Origin of the sequence: Rhodococcus sp. TAF43, from assembly GCF_052113525.1 — a bacterium.
Classification (GTDB): Bacteria; Actinomycetota; Actinomycetes; order Mycobacteriales; family Mycobacteriaceae; genus Prescottella.
In genome coordinates, this window is sequence record NZ_JBFRDL010000040.1 from 50,310 (window position 1) to 67,999 (window position 17,690).

The window sequence follows — 17,690 nt, forward strand, 5'->3', positions numbered from 1 at the left end:
ATCGCACTCACGGAGTCTTGAAAGTTGCGACGTGCCTCAGCTCAGTGCGAGACCGGCGTAATCGATCAAGTTACGGAGCGACTGAAGCACTCCCACGCCGAGAGCGTCGAGGCTCATGACGGGAATCTTGATCAGGTCTGCGAGCGAACTCATGTCTTACCTCCAGGTAGATGCAGGCCTCGTGGAGGCTCTGCCAGTCGAATGATTCGAATCAGGGCAGGACCGCGGGCCAGGTCAGGCCTCGCTGCTCGTGACGATGTCGCCGAGCCAATCGAGAATGGTCTTGACCGTGTTTCCCGCCAGTTCGATCGACTGGATGGAATCGAAGATGTCCGCTAAGGAACCCATATCTACTCCCGACAGGTTGCGGCAACACACTGCTGTCGAGCTCCCGACAGTAATGCGAGTGCCGAGTTCTGCACGAGCAATTGCGCGTGCCAGTCGACTGTAACAACGACTGGTCGGTTCGTCCGGGTAACACCAAATGGTCGATCGGTGGCTATCGAAGAGCCGCCTCGATGGTGGGCCACGAGCGACCGAGTTCGTCGCGCCAGTACGGCCACGCGTGCACACCCACCGGTTGGGCACTGCGGGTCACGTCGGCGCCCGCGTCTCGAAGAGCCTGCGCCAGTTGGTCGGTACACAGATTGGAGCCGGCCTCGAGCAGTCCGCCGACGACGACCCGGTCCTGAATGCCCTGTTGGTCGAGGGATTCGTGAGGGCCGGGTAGTCCGTTGCCGGACGAGAGATACACCTTCTTCCCGGCGAGGGCGGACGCGTTGCGGAACAGATCGTGTTCACGCCAGACGTCGTTGCCCTCCGGGCCCCACATCATCTCGGAGTTGGCCATGCCGTTGAGCACGACCAGATCGGTCAGCGCGCGCCCGACGGGACCGTCGGTGACGTAGCAGCCGCTGTAGCCGACGACTCCGTCGTACAGCTGTGGTTCGCGTGCGGCCAGCATCACGGCTCCCTGTGCCCCGGAGGAGATTCCGCCGATGACGTTGCGGCCGTTGGTGTCAAGTTGGGCATCGATGAGTGGGGGCAGTTCCTTCGACAGGAACGTCTCCCACTGGGTCCGCCCGAACTTCGGGTGGTCCTGGGTCCAGTCGGTGAAGAGAGTTCCGGTACCGCCGACCGGTAGGACGACATTGACGTTCTTGTCGGCGAAGAAGTCCTCCGCGTTGCCCCTGGTTCGATCGAGCCAGTTGCTGCTCTCGACCTGGCCGGAGTTGCCGTCGAGGAGGTAGAGCGCACCGCGGGGTTGACTCCGCTCGGCGGGCAGCAGCACGTTGACCGGCACTTCGCGGCGCATAGCCGGAGACGCGACCTGCAGAAGTAGTAGTCGATCGTCCACCGTCGTGATGCTGGTGATCGACGGTTGCGCGTCCGCGGCCACCTGGACGTATTCCGGTACGACCGTCCCGATCTCGGGTTCGGCTGCTGCCACTGAAGGAAGCGCCGTGAGGAGTCCTACAGTCAGCAGTCCCGCGGACAGTGCTCGAATATTCTTCCGCTGCATACTTGTTCGATCTCCCCAGCTCGACGCGTTCAGATGCCTGGTGGCCGTGCGATCATCGGTCACGAGTGCATGCAAGTTCTCATCGCAGTATCCCTCCACGAGTGGGAGGCTGCGGGACGGAGGTCGGTGCGGCTCGGGTCCTGCAGGCGATTGCTTCCCCGTGGGTCCGTCGCCATGCATTTCCGGTGCCGTACAGACACAATCGGGGCCCGCGCACACAGCGCGAGCCCCGATGAGGTGCCCAGGGCACCAGTGTCTTACTGCTTCGGCAGTCCGTCGGGGTAGCCGCTCAGCGTGAAGAGGGACCCGATGCCCTTCATGATCTGCGCGCTCAGGCTCCCGGTCACATTTCCGAGTACTTCGTAGATGGATCCCATGACTCTCCTTAGATCAGACGATTCCGAGCGATTGTCAAAGCTGGATCGAGGCGGGCCGTATCACTCGATGCTGCCCGCCGCGGCTAGTAATCGCGGGGTTGGTAGGCCCGGTTCAGCTATTAGCCCTTGGCCGGAGGCGCCGAGAAGCTGTCGATCGAGCCGAAGCCGATGGTGACGAGGTCACCCAGCGAGCCGAGGGCATCGGTGATGCTGGTCTGAGCGGAGCCGAGGAATGCGGGAAGCAGGCCATCGGCCGCGAKGGAGTTGAGCCCACCGTTTCCCAAGATCGCTCCCATAAGTCCTTCGAGTGAACCCATTTGTGCCTCCTGAAGACGTTATGTGTTGCCCGGTACCGAATCCCGCACGCAATTCGGATCGCACACCGGTTTTCCGTGTATCACGAGCGGATTGCCTGTGATCAAACGAACGGTAACAACGTGTCACGGGATGGCGGGTCGGTTTCGAGAAAGTTCTCGGGAATCGGAGGAAGGTCCTTCGGTCTCTGGGAGCGTTGCGCGCTCGACCAGTGCGCGGAACGACTCGGTGAGGAGGGCCTTGTAACGATCGGTGTCCGGCATCATCGCGGTGTCGGTGCAGAACGAGATCTCGATCTCGTCGCCGTGGTGCGACACGATCAGATGTCTCAGTCCGACCTTGTCGATGATTCCGAGAATGCCGAAGCTCTTGACGAGAGGCGCACCGCGCAGGACCATGTCGTTACCGGTCCATGGGATGTTGCTGACCATCGTGTTGATGGTTTCGACGGTTCCCTCGGGCTGTTTGCGTAGACCCATCAGGCTTATGACGAGCTTCAGGAGCCAGGCCGGCGATGTGTCGATCCTGGACGCGGCTTCCTGGACATCCGGGTTCCGGTGCCGCTCCTTCTCGGCGCGGACCGATGCGTTGATGGCTCGGAGTCGTTGCACCGGGTCGTCGATATCGGTGTGGAGATCCACCGCCATCAGCGCGAGATGGTTCGCACGGTTCCCGTCCGGATGGTCGGCCACGCCGGGGCGAGTGCCTCGCAGCGACATCGGCACCAGCGTCGATAGAGAACTCGGCGGGGTTTCGCCCTTCTCGGCCAGGTAGGCGGCGAGAGCGCCGGAAATCGTAGCCAGGAGAACGTCGTTGAAGGTGACGCCCTCGACCGCTGCCTGCACGGCGCGGATGTCCTCGGGCGGGAAGCTCACGACGTCGAACGTGAGGTCAGGGGTGATGGCCGTGTTGAAGCGGGTTGCGGGTCGCCGTGGCGGTGCCGGGGCGATCGTGCCGGCCTCGACCTGTTCGGTGACTCGGCGCGCCGCCTCGCCCGACGTCGTGAGCCCCTGGCGGAAGTCGCGCCACTGCTGGGGGAGCCGGCCGATGGCCTTGACGAATTCTGCGGGCGTGAACCAGTTCGCCGACGTCGTCGGAACGGGCGGGTGAGTCTCCGAGCGACCGAAGATGCGCAACGCCAGGTCGCGGGCGGCCAGGCCGTCCCCGGAACTGTGATGGCAGCGCAGGACCGCGACGGTCATCCGGTCGGGCAGTCCGTCGATGCCGGTAACACCGGTGAGGAAATGCAGCTTCCACGGCGGCCTGGTGAGGTCGAGTGATTTGCCCGAGAATCGGGCGATGTGGTGTCGCAGGGCATCCCATCCCGGCCCGTCGACCGGCTCGACGATCACGTGCTGTGCGAGATCGAGGGTGGGGTCCGGAACCCAGAATGGATAGTCCAGCGCCAGAGGAATGTGCCGCAGACGTCGGGTGAAGACTCCGCTGTAGCCAAGGCGCGGGCGCATCCACTCGATAGCCTCGGCCTGTGTGATCGGCGCGGCCTCGCCGGTGGTGTCGAACAAATAGATGCCCGTCGAGTTCGAGATGTGGTTCTCGCCCTCGTGGTAGACGAAGTCGGCATCCTGCGGTGCCAGCCGGGTGATGCCACCCACTTCTCGCTCGGTCGTCGTCACAACGGTCCCTCCCAGGTCAGATCCGCCCAGGGTAAGCAGGTGAACCCGGATCTCGGGGTGTTTCGGGGACCTTCCGCGCATTCTCCGCAAAGGGGAATCTGGGTAATCCCTCTACCCGAACACGACCAGGCAGACCGCGACGAAGTGGCACAGCGCCGCGACCGCGGTGGCGGCGTGGAAGAACTCGTGATGGCCGAACGTCTGCGGCCACGGGTTGGGCCACTTGGTGGCATAGAGGATGGCGCCGACGCTGTAGAGGACGCCGCCGATCGCGAGCAGGACCAGGGGCAGAACGCCGGCCTCGTGGACGAGATCTCCGGCCACGGGGACGATGGCCCAGCCCAGCAAGAGGTAGAGCGGGACTCCGACCCAGCGAGGGGCGGTGGGCCACAGCATCTTCAGCGCGATCCCGGCGAGGGCGCCGCACCACACGACCGTCAGCAGGATCGCGCCGGTGCGCGGCGGGAGTGCCAGCAGGCCGAACGGGGTGTAACTGCCCGCGATGAACAGGAAGATCATCGAGTGGTCGGCACGCTTCATCCATGTGCGGGCGCGCACGGTGTGCCAGTGGATGCGGTGGTAGGTGGTGCTCACCGCGAACAGGCCGCACACGGTGACGCTGTAGATCAGTGTGGCGAGGCCGGCACGTGGCGATTCCTTGGCATAGGCGAACGAGACCAGCACGGCGCTCGCCAGGATCGCGACCACCAACGACCACGCGTGGATCCAGCCACGCATGCGTGGCTTGACCGGCAGGTCGTCCAGTCCGAGTGCCGTCATGTGGTGCCCCTGTCGTTGTTCCGCCTGGTGGAACCGTCCGGGCCACCAAACCTACGCAACCGTAACCTACGGAAGGGTAACTACTGTAGCGGTGGCGAACGTCTCCGAGGCGACACTGTGACCGCCGTCGCGGGTGCGCGGGGTTCGCGGCGTAGTCTTTCTTCTCGTGGTGATGTCCAGGTGAAGTTGCGCGGCCTGCTGTACAGCATCTACGAGCGACGGCTCCTGCGCCGTCTCGACGGTTTACAGCATCCGCGCCATGTGGCGGTGATGTGCGACGGCAATCGCCGGTGGGCGCGGGAGAATGGATTCACCGACGTCAGTCACGGGCACCGGATGGGTGCGCGCAAGATCGCCGAACTGCTGCGCTGGTGCGACGCGGCCGATATCGAGATGGCCACCATCTACCTGCTGTCCACCGAGAACCTGCGTCGCGAACCCGAGGAACTCGACACGCTGCTCGAGATCATCACCGACGTCGTCGAGGAGATCTCCGCTGCGGGCCAGAACTGGAGCGTCAAGATCGTCGGCACCCTCGACCTGCTCCCGGAAGCGCAGGCCCGTCGGTTGCGGGAAGCGGCGGAGAGCACCCGCGGGCGCACCGGCACACACGTCAATGTCGCGGTCGGGTACGGCGGCCGGCAGGAGATCGCCGACGCGGTGCAGTCGTTGCTCCGCGAGAAACTCCATGAGGGACTGGCCGGGGACGACCTCGTCAAGGCGATGAGCGTCGAGGGCATCGACAGTCACCTCTACACGTCGGGTCAGCCCGATCCCGATCTGGTGATCCGGACGTCGGGGGAGCAGCGGCTGTCGGGATTCCTGTTGTGGCAGAGCGCCTACTCCGAGATTTGGTTCACCGAGGCCTACTGGCCCGAGTTCCGGCGCGTCGACTTCCTGCGTGCGCTGCGCGATTACGCCGCCCGGCATCGCCGGTTCGGCGCCTGACCGACCGCTACCGCGCCGGCGGCGTCATCGCCGGGAACCAGACGTCGGTGAGGATTTCCGCGGCCTGCTCGCGGGGAACCTCGATGGTGCCCTGCACTGCCCATCGCGTGAAGAACCGTTCGAGTTGGGTGACGAGTAGTTCGATCCGCAGCCGGGCTTCCTGTTGGCGATCGTCTCCCCACCGCGCCAGGTACGACGGCATCGCGTCCGGAAGTGCCGAGATCGCATCGCGCGCCGCCTCGCGGAACTCCGGTTCGAGCACCAGTGCCTCGTCCCAAGCCGGCAGGATCGCGCGGTTGCGGTCGAACCAGTCGATCGCCCGACCGACCCAGCGTGCGAACTCGTCGCGAGATCCGCTGTCGAGAACCTCGTCGAGGTCGGCGTAGACCGACGCCGCACGCGGCTCCATCGATTCGGAGCCGATCTTGCGCAGGACGTCGGTTTTTCCGGTGAAGTGCAGGTAGAAGGTGGCGCGGCTGCAGCCGGCCGCGGACGTGATGTCGTCGATCTTCACGGCCGCGTAGCCGCGCGCCGAGAACAGTTCGCGCGCGCAGTCCAGTAGCCGGAGTCGGGTGATCCGTTTCTGTTCGTCGCGCTGTGTCGGCCTTCTGTCGGCCTCGGTCCTGACCTCGATCTCGTTCACCTCACACCTCCGGTCGCATCGTACGGACCCGTTCCACATCGGCCCGTGGAAGCTGTCGCTTGACAGTGTGTCAGTGAATCCGGTTCTATGACGCAGATCACGTTCTGTCAGGTTTGAGATCAGATCAAGCGCGGGAGAGGAACGTCCATGCCCCAACTGCCCAAGGTGTGCATCATCGGTGCCGGCTGCTCGGGATTCACCACCGCGAAGCGCCTCAAGGATCACGGCATTCCCTACGACTGCTTCGAGGCCTCCGACGACGTCGGCGGCAACTGGTACTACAAGAATCCGACGGGCATGTCGTCGTGCTACGAGAGCCTGCACATCGACACCTCGTCGACGCGGTTGCAGTTCGAGGACTTCCCGGTGCCGGCGGATTGGCCGCACTTTCCGCACCACTCGCTGATGCACGGCTACTTCCGTGACTACATCGACAAGTTCGGTCTGCGCGAGACCATCACGTTCAACACGATGGTCGAGAAGGCCGTTCGCAACGCGGACGGGACCTGGGCGGTCACGCTGGATACCGGCGAGACCCGCAACTACGACGCGCTCGTCGTCGCGAACGGTCACCACTGGGATCCGCGGATGCCGGAGTATCCCGGCAAGTTCGACGGCCGGATCATCCACAGCCACGACTACCTCAATGCGTTCGACCCGATCGACATGCGCGGCAAGAACATCGTCGTGGTCGGGATGGGCAACTCGGCCCTCGACATCGCCTCCGAACTCTCGCACCGGTCTATTGGCAAGCACGTCTGGGTCTCCGCGCGCCGCGGAGTGTGGGTCCTCACGAAGTACCGCGAGGGCAAGCCGGCCGACAAGATGATGATGCCGCCGTGGATGCCGAAGAAGCTGGGCCTGAAGATTGCCCGGCGCAAGATCAAGAAGTCGCTGGGACGGATGCAGGACTACGGCCTGCCCGAGCCCGATCACGAGCCCCTCGGTGCGCACCCGTCGGTGAGCATCGACTTCCTCGCGAAGGCCGGATCCGGTGACCTGACATGTGTTCCGGCGATCGAGTCGCTCGACGGCGACCACGTCCGCCTGGTCGACGGCCGCAGGATTCCCGCCGACGTGATCGTGTGTGCCACCGGGTACAACATGAGCTTCCCGTTCTTCGACGACCCGTCGCTGCAACCCGATGCGCAGCACCGGTTCCCGCTGTTCAAACGGATCATGCAGCCCGGCGTCGACAACCTGTTCTTCATGGGTCTAGCGCAGGCGTCGCCCACGATCGTCAATCTCGCCGAGCAGCAGAGCAAGCTCGTCGCCGGTGTGCTCGACGGCAGCTATGCGCCGCCGTCCGTCGACGAGATGCGCCGGATCATCGGGGTCGACGACGCCGCGAGCCTGGCGCAGTACTACGAGACGCCCCGCCACACCATTCAGGTGGACTTCGCGCGCTATGTCCGGGATCTCAAGAAGGAGATGGTTGCCGGGGAGAAGCGGGCGCAGAGTGTGCCGGTGGGGGCGCGGTGACGCCCGTCGAGGGGTTCGCGGATCCTAGCTACGCCGGGCTGCGAGAGCTGTTGCAGCGCAATCTCGACGACGGTACCGATGCGGGCGCGTCGGTATGCGTGGTGCGTGACGGCGAGATCGTCGTGGATCTGTGGGGTGGCGTCGCCGACGTCGATACCGACGCCCCCTGGGGCAAGGACACTGTCGTCAACACGTACTCGCTGACGAAGACCATGACCACGCTTGCGGCCCTGCTGCTCGTCGACCGCGGCCTGCTTGACCTCGACGCACCGGTCGCCCGGTACTGGCCGGAGTTCGCCGCGAACGGCAAGGACGGTGTCCTGGTGCGACACGTCCTCGGGCACACCTCGGGAGTGAGCGGTTGGCAGCAGCCGGTGACGATCGCCGACATCTGCGACGACGTCCTTGCCGAGAACCTGCTCGCCGAGCAGGCGCCGTGGTGGGAGCCCGGGTCCGCGTCGGGTTACCACGCGACCAACTACGGGCACCTCGTCGGCGGACTGGTCCGCCGGATCGCCGGGCGCAGTCTCGGCGAGTTCTTCGCAACCGAGATCGCGGAGGTCTGCGGTGCCGACTACCTGATCGGCACACCCGCCGACGTGGATGCACGGGTCGCGCCCCTGATTGCGCCGCCGCCCACCGGATTCGACTACGGCGCACTGCCGGCCGACAGTGTCTTCGTCAAGACGATGACCAATCCGGCGATTCCGATCCCGGAGACGTCGAGCAGACAGTGGCGTGGCGCTCAGATCGGCGGCGTCAACGGTCACGGCAACGCCCGGTCGGTGGCCCGTGTCCAGTCGGTCGTCTCGCACGGCGGGCGGGCCGTCTCCGGCGTGGAGGTCTTGCGACCCGAGACCGTCGAGCGGGTCTTCGACGTCCAGGCCGACGGCGTCGACCAGGTGCTCGGGGCCGCGCTGCGGTTCGGGCTCGGGTACGCGCTGCCCGCTCCCGCGATCCATCCCTCGATCCCCGACGGGCGGGTGTGCTGGTGGACGGGTTACGGCGGATCGATCGTCGTCAACGATCTGGACCGTCGGATGACCTTCGCGTACGTGATGAACAAGATGACGCCGCAACTCCTCGGTGCGCCGCGCACCGAGGAATACGTCGCCCAGGCGTACGCGGCGCTGTGACCTCGGGTGTCCTTTGCGCCGCACGGGGGACGCAAAGGACACCCGGACCCTCAGAGCTTGCGCAGGCGCAGGCGGTTGATGGTGTGATCGGCGTCCTTGCGGAGCACCAGCGTGGCACGCGGACGTGTCGGGAGGATGTTCTCGACCAGGTTGGGCCGGTTGATCGAGTTCCAGATGTCCTCGGCCGCCAGGGTCGCGTGCTCGTCGGACAGCGCCGCGTAGTGGTGGAAGTGCGCGTTGGGGTCGGCGAACGACGTCTTGCGCAGCGCCAGAAAACGTTTGATGTACCAGGCCTCGATGTCCTCGATGCGGGCATCGACGTAGATCGAGAAGTCGAACAGATCCGAGACCATCAGCCGGGGACCGGTCTGCAGCACGTTGAGGCCCTCGATGATGAGGATGTCGGGCTGGCGGATGAGGTGGTACTGGCCCGGGATGACGTCGTACGAGGTGTGTGAATAGACCGGGGCGGCAACTTCTTCCGCGCCGGACTTGACCTCGGTGACGAACCGCAACAGCTTGCGGCGGTCGTAGCTCTCGGGGAAACCCTTGCGGTGCATGATGCCGCGGCGGGTGAGTTCGGCGGTGGGGTAGAGGAACCCGTCGGTGGTGACGAGGTCGACCCGCGGGTGATGTTCCCAGCGGGCGAGTAGTGCCTGCAGGACGCGGGCGGTGGTCGACTTGCCGACCGCGACGCTGCCGGCGACACCGATGACGAACGGCACCTGACGGTCGGGGTGCTTCTCGCCGAGGAAGGTTGCGGTGGCGGCGAACAGACGCTGCCTCGCGGCGACCTGCAGGTGGATCAGACGAGCGAGCGGGAGGTAGACCTCGGCGACCTCGTCGAGGTCGATCTGTTCACCGAGACCGCGGAGCCCGACGAGCTCTTCCTCGGTGAGCACGAGCGGCGTCGACTTACGCAGCTTGCGCCACTGCTTGCGGTCGAACTCGACGTAGGGGCTGGACTCGCTCACCCGTGCCATCGGTGCATCTCTCGAGAGAGCGGCTTCGACTGCGATCGGTGCATGCGCGTGCTGGGGGGAGGCAGGTGCATGAGGCAGATTGTGCTCGCAGCCACACACCGCCGATGCGCCGGGTCCACTTCGCAGCGAAAACGACTAGTGTCAGCCGCCATGGAGCTCGACACACTGGTGCGTGAATACCTCCTGCTGGGTCTGCGTTTCGACCGCCTGGAGGAGGGTTTCGTCGACGCCTACACAGGTGATCCGGCGTTGCGCCGTCAGGTGGACAACGAGCCGCGGCCGGACCCGCGCACACTCGTCGGTAGTGCACGCGCGCTGCGGGCCGAACTGCCTTCCGCGGGACTGACCGACGAGCGAACGAGGTTCCTCGACGCGCACCTGACAGCGCTGGAGTGCTCGGCGCGCAAGTTCGCCGCCGACGACATCGGCTTCGTCGACGAGGTCGCCGCGTACTTCGACGTGCGGATCGCGCCCGGCGACGAGGAGCGCTATCGCGACGCGCACCGCCGGATGGATGCCGTCCTGCCCGGTCCGGGCACCCTCGCCGAACGCATGGAGGCGAACCGCGCGGCCGATCGGATCCCGCCGGATCGGTTGCAGGACTGCGTCGAGGCGTTCAACAGCGCGCTGCGCGACCGCGTCCGCGCCGAGTATGCGCTGCCCGAGCACGAGCAGGTCGACTACGAGGTGGTCGGCGACAAGCCGTGGTCCGGGTTCAACTACTACCTCGGCGGCTACCGCTCCACGGTCGCGATCAACTCCGATCTCGACCAGCACATGTCGAACCTGCCGCGCCTCATCGCCCACGAGTCCTATCCCGGTCACCACACCGAGCACTGCCGCAAGGAGGCCGGGCTGGTCGGGGCGGGCCAGCTCGAGCAGACCCTGTTCGTCSTCAACACCCCGCAGTGCCTGATGGCCGAGGGCCTGGCGGACCTGGCGCTGGAGTCGATCGTGGGGGCGGGATGGGGGACGTGGGCGCAGGAGATCTACGCCGACCTGGGTCTGCGGTTCGACGGCGAGCGGGCGGAAGAACTCGCGGACGCGTCGAGCGGGCTGCTGTCGGTGCGACAGGACGCCGCGCTGCTGCTCCACGATCGTGGGGCGAGTGCCGACGACGTCGCGGCGTTCCTGCAGCGGTGGACGCTGTCGAGTCCCGAGCGGGCACGGCAGAGCCTGCGGTTCCTGTCGTCGCCGCTGTGGCGCGCGTACATCAGCACATATGTCGAGGGATATCGCCTGCTCGGCGGCTGGCTGGCGCAGGCTCCGGTCGGTCCCGAACGGTCCGAGCGGTTCCGCCGACTGCTCGACGAACCCCTCACTCCGGGTGCGCTGCGCGACGACACTCCGGGTGCGCTGCGCGACGACGTCGTGAGCGCTGACGGAGCCGCCTCGATGCTCGGCCGAGGTCGTCCTTAGACTGGTAGCGATACTTCCGCAATCCAGCCTGGAGATTCGCTGATGACTGCTGTGCCTGCCACCGACGTGAACACCGCGTCCCTCGCCGAACTGGACCCCGAGGTCGCCACCGCGATGGCGGGTGAGTTGTCGCGTCAGCGTGACACTCTCGAGATGATCGCGTCGGAGAACTTCGTTCCCCGCGCGGTGCTCGAGGCCCAGGGCAGCGTGCTCACCAACAAGTACGCCGAGGGCTACCCGGGACGCCGCTACTACGGCGGCTGCGAGTTCGTCGACGTGGTCGAGGACCTGGCCCGCAACCGCGCCAAGGACGTCTTCGGTGCCGAGTTCGCGAACGTGCAGCCGCACGCCGGTGCGCAGGCCAACGCCGCCGTGCTGATGGCGTTGATGAACCCGGGCGAGAAGCTGATGGGCATGGACCTGGCCCACGGCGGTCACCTCACCCACGGCATGAAGCTGAACTTCTCCGGCAAGCTGTACGAGGTCGCGTCGTACGGCGTCCGTGAGGACACCCACGTCGTCGACATGGACCAGGTCCGCGAGACCGCGCTCGCCGAGCGTCCTCAGGTACTCATCGCCGGCTGGTCCGCGTACCCGCGTCACCTGGACTTCGCGGCGTTCCGGTCGATCGCCGACGAGATCGGCGCCAAGCTGTGGGTCGACATGGCGCACTTCGCCGGTCTGGTCGCCGCGGGTCTGCACCCGTCGCCCGTCCCGCACGCCGACGTCGTCTCCACCACCGTCCACAAGACCCTCGGTGGGCCCCGTTCGGGCATGATCCTGGCGAAGAAGGAGTGGGCGAAGAAGCTCAACTCGGCGGTGTTCCCGGGCCAGCAGGGCGGACCGCTGATGCACGCGATCGCCGCGAAGGCCGTCGCGATGAAGATCGCCGGCACCGACGAGTTCAAGGCGCGTCAGGAGCGCACCCTGGCCGGTTCGAAGATCCTCGCCGAGCGTCTCGGTGGCGCCGACGTCGCCGGCAACGGCATCTCGGTCCTCACCGGTGGCACCGACGTGCACCTGGTCCTGGTCGACCTGCGGCACTCGCAGCTCGACGGCCAGCAGGGTGAGGATCTGCTCCACGAGATCGGTATCACCGTCAACCGCAACGCGGTGCCGTTCGATCCGCGTCCGCCGATGAACCCGTCGGGCCTGCGGATCGGTACCCCGGCGCTGGCCACCCGTGGCTTCGGTGATGCGGAGTTCACCGAGGTCGCCGACATCATCGCGACCGCGCTCGCCAATGGCGCCGACGCCGATGTCCCGGCCCTGCGCGCCCGCGTCTCCAAGCTGGCGCAGGACTTCCCGCTGTACGACGGCCTCGAGAACTGGGGCCTGCTGCCCAAGGCCTGATCCCTCGGATCGCAGAACGGCCCGCACCCTCCTCGGGTGCGGGCCGTTTCGGCGTCATGGCGAGTCTTAACGCGGCGTTCACTCGACACGCCGCGCGCGAGCGTCGCGCTCCTCCTGGACAGGCGTAGCGTCCCGGATAACAGGCAGCAGGGGTAGCTGACTGTACGGGAGGTCCTGATCGTGGCTGATGCAGTCAGTGCGAGAGGGCCGGCGCCCGGCCCTCGTGTCGATTGACACTCAGGTTCGGACCGGTCCAGCGAACACGTTTGCGCGGGTGCCACGCAGACAACGAGGAGCCTCACGTGACCGCAATCAGCTCCGTCCGCACCTACGTCCTCGACACCTCGGTCCTGCTCTCGGACCCGTGGGCTGTCAGTAGATTCGCCGAACACGAGGTGGTCCTACCGCTGGTCGTGATCAGCGAACTCGAGGACAAGCGTCACCATCACGAGCTGGGATGGTTCGCCCGCGAAGCACTGCGGATGCTCGACGACCTTCGTCTCGAGTTCGGTCGGCTCGACCGTCCGGTGCCCATCGGCTCCGAGAACGGCACCCTTCAGGTGGAGCTCAACCACACCGATCCGTCGGTACTTCCTGTCGGATTCCGCACGGACAGTAACGATTCCAGGATCCTCGCCTGTGCCCTCAACCTCGCCGCCGAGGGCCGGGACGTGGTGCTGGTCAGCAAGGACATCCCGCTGCGTGTGAAGGCCGGCGCCGTAGGTCTGCCCGCCGACGAGTTCCGCGCGCACGACGTCGTCCCGTCCGGTTGGACCGGGATGACCGAGTTGGATGTCGAGTCCGGCGTCATCGATCAGCTGTTCTCCGAGGGGATCGTCGATCTGGACGAGGCCCGGGAGTTGCCGTGCCACACGGGTATCCGACTGCTGGGCGAACGGTCGAGCGCGCTGGGGCGGGTCACCGCGGACAAGCGGGTGCAACTGGTGCGGGGCGAGCGGGAGGCGTTCGGCCTCCACGGCCGCTCCGCGGAGCAACGCGTCGCACTCGATCTGCTGCTCGACGAGAGCGTCGGCATCGTTTCGCTCGGCGGCAAGGCCGGCACCGGCAAGTCCGCGCTGGCGCTGACGGCGGGGCTCGAGGCGGTGCTCGAACRGCGCAGCCACCGCAAGGTCGTCGTGTTCCGGCCGCTGTACGCGGTCGGCGGCCAGGAACTCGGCTACCTGCCCGGCAGCGAGAGCGAGAAGATGGGGCCGTGGGCGCAGGCCGTCTTCGATACCCTCGACGGCCTCGCGAGCCCCGAGGTGATGGAAGAGGTGCTCAGCCGTGGCATGCTGGAAGTGTTGCCGCTCACGCACATTCGTGGCCGCTCGCTGCACGATTCGTTCGTGATCGTCGACGAGGCGCAGTCGCTCGAACGCAACGTCCTGCTCACCGTGCTGTCCCGGCTCGGCAGCGGTTCGCGAGTGGTGCTTACCCACGACGTCGCCCAGCGTGACAACCTGCGCGTCGGCCGACACGACGGCGTCGCGGCGGTCATCGAGAAGCTCAAGGGACACCCGCTGTTCGCGCACGTCACCCTCACCCGCAGTGAGCGTTCGCCCATCGCGGCCCTGGTGACGGAGATGCTCGAGGAGTTCGGTCCCACCGCCTGACCCCGACCGGCCGAATGTCACACACGTTCAGCTGGATTGAACGTGTGTGACATTCGGCCACGGCGCCCGGGCCGGAGTGGTAGTCAATATCAGTCCGTGAGTCCGGATCGCCGAAGGGATAAGGCCAGTTCAGGCTAGGTTTCTGCGCCAAATCGTTGATCAATAGTGAAACGTGTTCTAGATTTTGGGGCACTCTATTTCACACTCGGATCAGGAGCGGTCATGGCAGCGCAGACGGAACGGGACGAACAGTTCGACGTGGTCGTGGTGGGTGCCGGCGGGGCCGGTATGTCCGCTGCGATCACGGCCGCCGCACAGGGCCTGAAGGTCGTCATCGTCGAGAAGTCCGAGTACTGGGGCGGCTCGACGTCGCGTTCGGGCGGCGGCGTGTGGATCCCCGGCAACTCCGTGCTGAAGCGGGAGGCGCCCGCCGACGACGTCGCGGCCGCCCGCACCTACCTGCACAGCATCATCGGGCCCGGAGTGGATCCGGCCCGGATCGACACCTACATCGACCGTGGCCCCGAAGCCCTGCAGTTCCTCATCGACCACTCGGCGCTGAATCTCGAGTGGGTGAAGAACTATTCGGACTACTACCCGGAGGCGCCGGGCGGCCTGTCGACCGGGCGGTCCTGCGAGCCGAAGCCGTTCGATGCCGCCAAGCTGGGGTCCGACCTCGGCACCCTGCACCCGACGTACAGCAAGGCTCCGCTGAACGTCGTAGTGAAGCAGTCGGATTACCGGTGGCTCAGCACCGGACTGCGGCACTGGCGCGGGCCGGTTCGGATGGTCCGGGTGGGCATGCGAACCTTCGTGGCCAAGGCGCGCCGGCAGAAGCTCATCGGCATGGGCGGCGCACTGATGGCCGAGTTGCTGCTGGGGGTGCGTGAGGCCGGAATTCCGTTGCGCCTGAACACCGGACTGGTCGACCTGGTCGTCGAGGACGGGAAGGTCACCGGTGTGGTGGTCGAGTCCGGCGGTCGGACATCCACGCTGCGCGCCGAGCACGGTGTCGTGCTGGCCTGCGGCGGATTCGACGCCAACGACGAGATGCGCAAGAAGTATCAGCGGGCGCCGATCGGTGCGGACTGGACCATCGGCGCCCCGTCCAACACCGGCGACGGCATCAATGCGGGTCTGAAGGTCGGCGCCGCAATCGATTTCATGGACGACGCATGGTGGGCCCCGTCCATTCCGCTGCCGCGGGGACCGTGGTTCGCGCTTGCGGAGCGGTCGCTGCCGCGCAGCATCATGGTCAACGACCGCGGCGAGCGCTTCATGAACGAGTCACTGCCCTACGTCGAGGCGACGCACCGCATGTACGGAGGCGAGTTCGGTCAGGGTGACGGTCCGGGCGAGAACCTGCCCTGCTGGCTGATCTTCGACCAGACCTACCGCGACCGCTACCTGTTCGCCGGGGTGACCGCGCGCAGTCCGCTGCCGCGCAAGTGGCTCGAGAGCGGGGCGATCGTCAAGGCGTCCACCGTCGAGGCGCTGGCCGAGAAGATCGGGATCCCGGCCGGCACGCTCGCCGCGACGGTCCGACAGTTCAACGGCTTCGCCCGCACCGGCGTCGACGAGGACTTCCACCGCGGCGAGAGCAAGTACGAGCACTACTACGGCGACATCACCAACAAGCCCAATCCCAGTCTCGGTGAGCTCACCAAGGCGCCGTTCTATGCCGCGCAGATGGTGCCCGGCGACCTGGGTACCAAGGGTGGCATCGTCACCGACGTCGCGGGACGGGCCCTGCGTGAGGACGGCTCGGTGATCGTCGGGCTGTACGCGGCCGGTAACACCAGTGCGCCGGTGATGGGGCACACGTACGCCGGACCGGGCGCCACCATCGGCCCCGCACTGGTGTTCGGTTACCTTGCGGCCCTGGATATTGCGGCGAAGGCGGGCCGGTCCGTCAGTCCTCGCTGAGCGGCCCCAGTTCGGCCTCGAGGACCTCCTGCACGACGCGCATCGCGGCCAGTCCGGCGGGGGCGCCGCAGTAGGCGCTCGCGTGGATGACGGCCTCGACGATCTCGTTGCGGGTCAGCCCGTTCCGCAGCGCGCCGCGCACGTGGCCGCGCAGTTCGTTCTCGGCGCGCAGCGCGATGAGCATGCCGAGGTTGATCAGGCTGCGGCTGCGGCGGTCCAGGCCCGGCCGCGTCCACACCGAACCCCACACGTGTTCGGTGATGAATTCCTGGATGTCCTCCGAGTCCGTGCCGCGGGTGCGCTCGAAGGCCCGTTCGACGAAGTCGGCGCCCATCACCTCGGTGCGGACGTCGAGTCCGGCCTGGAATGCGGGGGAGGTGTTCTGGTGCTGTTCGGTCATCGCCGTCGGCTTCCTGTGTGGGGTCTGGCAGCACGCATCGCCGGTACCGCACGGACTGCGAGCCTACTAGGTCTGGTGTCAGCTGGTGCTCGGCGTGAATCCGCTTCCGACGACGCCGCGGGGGTTGAGATCCGCGAGGATGTTCTTCGCCGACGTGTTCACCCACGGCATCAGCACGGTCCCGTCGGCGGCCGTGATGATGCCGACCCACTGTCCCGTCCCGCGCAGAGCCACCGGGCCGCCCGAATCGCCGGGAACGAATGCCGCGCCCGAGCGGAACAGTCCGCCGTCCATGGCTGCGCCGACTACGCCGGAACTAGGGGCGCTGGCCTGGAACAGAAGATCGTCTGCCCACCCCGTGAATCGTTCTTCGATGGTGCGGCGGTCCGAGGACGACCCGAAGTTCTCCACGTACTGTGGGTTCGTCGGCACGGCGACCGCGCCACTCGCATCCCGGAAGATCGAGTCGATCTTGAACTTGGTGTCCCCGGTCGTGCTCATCACCTCATGGCCGTTTTTGTCCTTGACCTGACTGGTCAACCGCATGCGCGGCGCGAACTCGATGACCATGTAGTCGGTCGTGCTGTCAGGATCGGTGTGGTCCACTGCGGGAGTCTCCGCGCCCGTGACGGGGTCCTTCAGGACACACTTCGCGCCGTTCGGAAAGACGTCGATCGGATCGGTATCGCAGGTGTTGTCGTCCACCCAGCGGATCCAGCCGATCGGTTCTGCGCCGTTCGCGGTGCGGGTGTTGAACACCGGATGGTTGTTCTCGAGGTTCTCGACGCCGCGGGTCGCGCCCGGGTGCTTGGGATTGAGGTCCCAGAGCGCGGTGCCGGGGTTGCAGTGCCCTGCGGTGATGCCGACGTTGCGTCCCGCGGAATCGGTGCCGACGACCCCCAGCGTGCAAACTCCCGATGTCCCCTTCCTGCCGTCGCCGAGGTCGCTGCCCAAGTACCCCTCCTGGCCGTCGAAGTTGATCCGCATCCCCGGGAATGCCTCGTCCAGGTTCACCTCGGAAGGTCCGTCGCTGCCAGTCCCGAGGGAGCGGAGACTGCCGGTCCCGATGTTCCCGAGACTGTCGGTCCCGACAGACCCGAGGCTGCCGGTCTGGGCTGACGCGACCCCGGTCAGGGCCGTCAGTACCGCTGCCGACGCG

At 66.4% G+C, this 17,690-nt stretch carries 15 protein-coding genes; 7 read left to right on the forward strand and 8 right to left on the reverse strand.

Annotated elements, in window-relative coordinates; genetic code table 11:
- Positions 1 to 499 precede the first annotated feature (499 nt).
- From AB4Z09_RS21095 to trhA, 4 genes are all read right to left on the reverse strand, one after another.
- Positions 500 to 1,450, reverse strand: coding sequence for an alpha/beta hydrolase (locus tag AB4Z09_RS21095; protein WP_254622844.1), 951 nt, complete (start codon positions 1,448 to 1,450; stop codon positions 500 to 502).
- Positions 1,451 to 2,018: 568 nt separating this feature from the next.
- Positions 2,019 to 2,216 carry a hypothetical protein gene (locus tag AB4Z09_RS21100; protein ID WP_442240596.1) on the reverse strand — a complete coding sequence of 66 codons (198 nt, stop codon included), beginning with the start codon at positions 2,214 to 2,216 and terminating at the stop codon, positions 2,019 to 2,021.
- 123 nt (positions 2,217 to 2,339) lie between these two features.
- Positions 2,340 to 3,848 carry a wax ester/triacylglycerol synthase domain-containing protein gene (locus tag AB4Z09_RS21105; protein WP_174908950.1) on the reverse strand — a complete coding sequence of 503 codons (1,509 nt, stop codon included), beginning with the start codon at positions 3,846 to 3,848 and terminating at the stop codon, positions 2,340 to 2,342.
- Between the two features lie 111 nt (positions 3,849 to 3,959).
- Positions 3,960 to 4,628 (reverse strand): PAQR family membrane homeostasis protein TrhA, encoded by a 669-nt coding sequence (trhA, locus tag AB4Z09_RS21110; RefSeq protein WP_174908952.1) that lies wholly within the window; start codon positions 4,626 to 4,628, stop codon positions 3,960 to 3,962.
- 180 nt (positions 4,629 to 4,808) lie between these two features.
- Between trhA and AB4Z09_RS21115 the strand changes: the two genes are divergently transcribed.
- Positions 4,809 to 5,576 carry an isoprenyl transferase gene (locus AB4Z09_RS21115; RefSeq protein WP_174908954.1) on the forward strand — a complete coding sequence of 256 codons (768 nt, stop codon included), beginning with the start codon at positions 4,809 to 4,811 and terminating at the stop codon, positions 5,574 to 5,576.
- A 7-nt stretch (positions 5,577 to 5,583) separates the two neighbouring features.
- On the opposite strand, the gene AB4Z09_RS21120 is transcribed toward AB4Z09_RS21115, so the two are convergent.
- A complete protein-coding gene (locus AB4Z09_RS21120; protein WP_254622845.1) occupies positions 5,584 to 6,219 on the reverse strand; it encodes a TetR/AcrR family transcriptional regulator in 636 nt (211 codons plus the stop codon).
- Positions 6,220 to 6,366: 147 nt separating this feature from the next.
- Here AB4Z09_RS21120 and AB4Z09_RS21125 point away from each other — a divergent pair, with 147 nt between their 5' ends.
- Positions 6,367 to 7,701, forward strand: coding sequence for a flavin-containing monooxygenase (locus AB4Z09_RS21125; RefSeq protein WP_174908956.1), 1,335 nt, complete (start codon positions 6,367 to 6,369; stop codon positions 7,699 to 7,701).
- Complete coding sequence (locus tag AB4Z09_RS21130; RefSeq protein WP_442240597.1) at positions 7,698 to 8,837, forward strand: serine hydrolase domain-containing protein; 1,140 nt, start codon at positions 7,698 to 7,700, stop codon at positions 8,835 to 8,837. The genes AB4Z09_RS21125 and AB4Z09_RS21130 overlap by 4 nt, the downstream gene beginning before the upstream one ends.
- 50 nt (positions 8,838 to 8,887) lie before the next feature.
- Here the strand turns inward: AB4Z09_RS21130 and coaA are convergent, their stop codons facing one another.
- Positions 8,888 to 9,820: a type I pantothenate kinase gene (gene coaA, locus AB4Z09_RS21135; RefSeq protein ID WP_114718318.1), complete on the reverse strand. Its 933-nt coding sequence runs from the start codon at positions 9,818 to 9,820 to the stop codon at positions 8,888 to 8,890.
- A 150-nt stretch (positions 9,821 to 9,970) separates the two neighbouring features.
- On the opposite strand from coaA, the gene AB4Z09_RS21140 reads away from it, so the two are divergent.
- From AB4Z09_RS21140 to kstD, 4 genes are all read left to right on the forward strand, one after another.
- A complete protein-coding gene (locus tag AB4Z09_RS21140; RefSeq protein WP_442240598.1) occupies positions 9,971 to 11,239 on the forward strand; it encodes a DUF885 domain-containing protein in 1,269 nt (422 codons plus the stop codon).
- A gap of 42 nt (positions 11,240 to 11,281) precedes the next feature.
- The gene (gene glyA, locus AB4Z09_RS21145; protein ID WP_114718320.1) at positions 11,282 to 12,592 is read left to right on the forward strand and encodes a serine hydroxymethyltransferase; all 1,311 of its coding nucleotides are present in this window, start codon (positions 11,282 to 11,284) and stop codon (positions 12,590 to 12,592) included.
- Positions 12,593 to 12,894: 302 nt separating this feature from the next.
- Entirely contained in the window at positions 12,895 to 14,205 is a 1,311-nt protein-coding gene (locus tag AB4Z09_RS21150) for a PhoH family protein (RefSeq protein ID WP_442240599.1), read from the forward strand.
- A 222-nt stretch (positions 14,206 to 14,427) separates the two neighbouring features.
- Positions 14,428 to 16,131, forward strand: coding sequence for a 3-oxosteroid 1-dehydrogenase (gene kstD / locus AB4Z09_RS21155; RefSeq protein ID WP_174908962.1), 1,704 nt, complete (start codon positions 14,428 to 14,430; stop codon positions 16,129 to 16,131).
- Here the strand turns inward: kstD and AB4Z09_RS21160 are convergent.
- Positions 16,118 to 16,531 carry a carboxymuconolactone decarboxylase family protein gene (locus tag AB4Z09_RS21160; protein ID WP_114718323.1) on the reverse strand — a complete coding sequence of 138 codons (414 nt, stop codon included), beginning with the start codon at positions 16,529 to 16,531 and terminating at the stop codon, positions 16,118 to 16,120. The two genes, kstD and AB4Z09_RS21160, sit on opposite strands and share 14 nt — an antisense overlap.
- Before the next feature lie 78 nt (positions 16,532 to 16,609).
- Positions 16,610 to 17,690, reverse strand: a 1,081-nt coding sequence (locus tag AB4Z09_RS21165; protein WP_442240600.1) for a hypothetical protein, incomplete at its 5' end; no start/stop codon positions are given.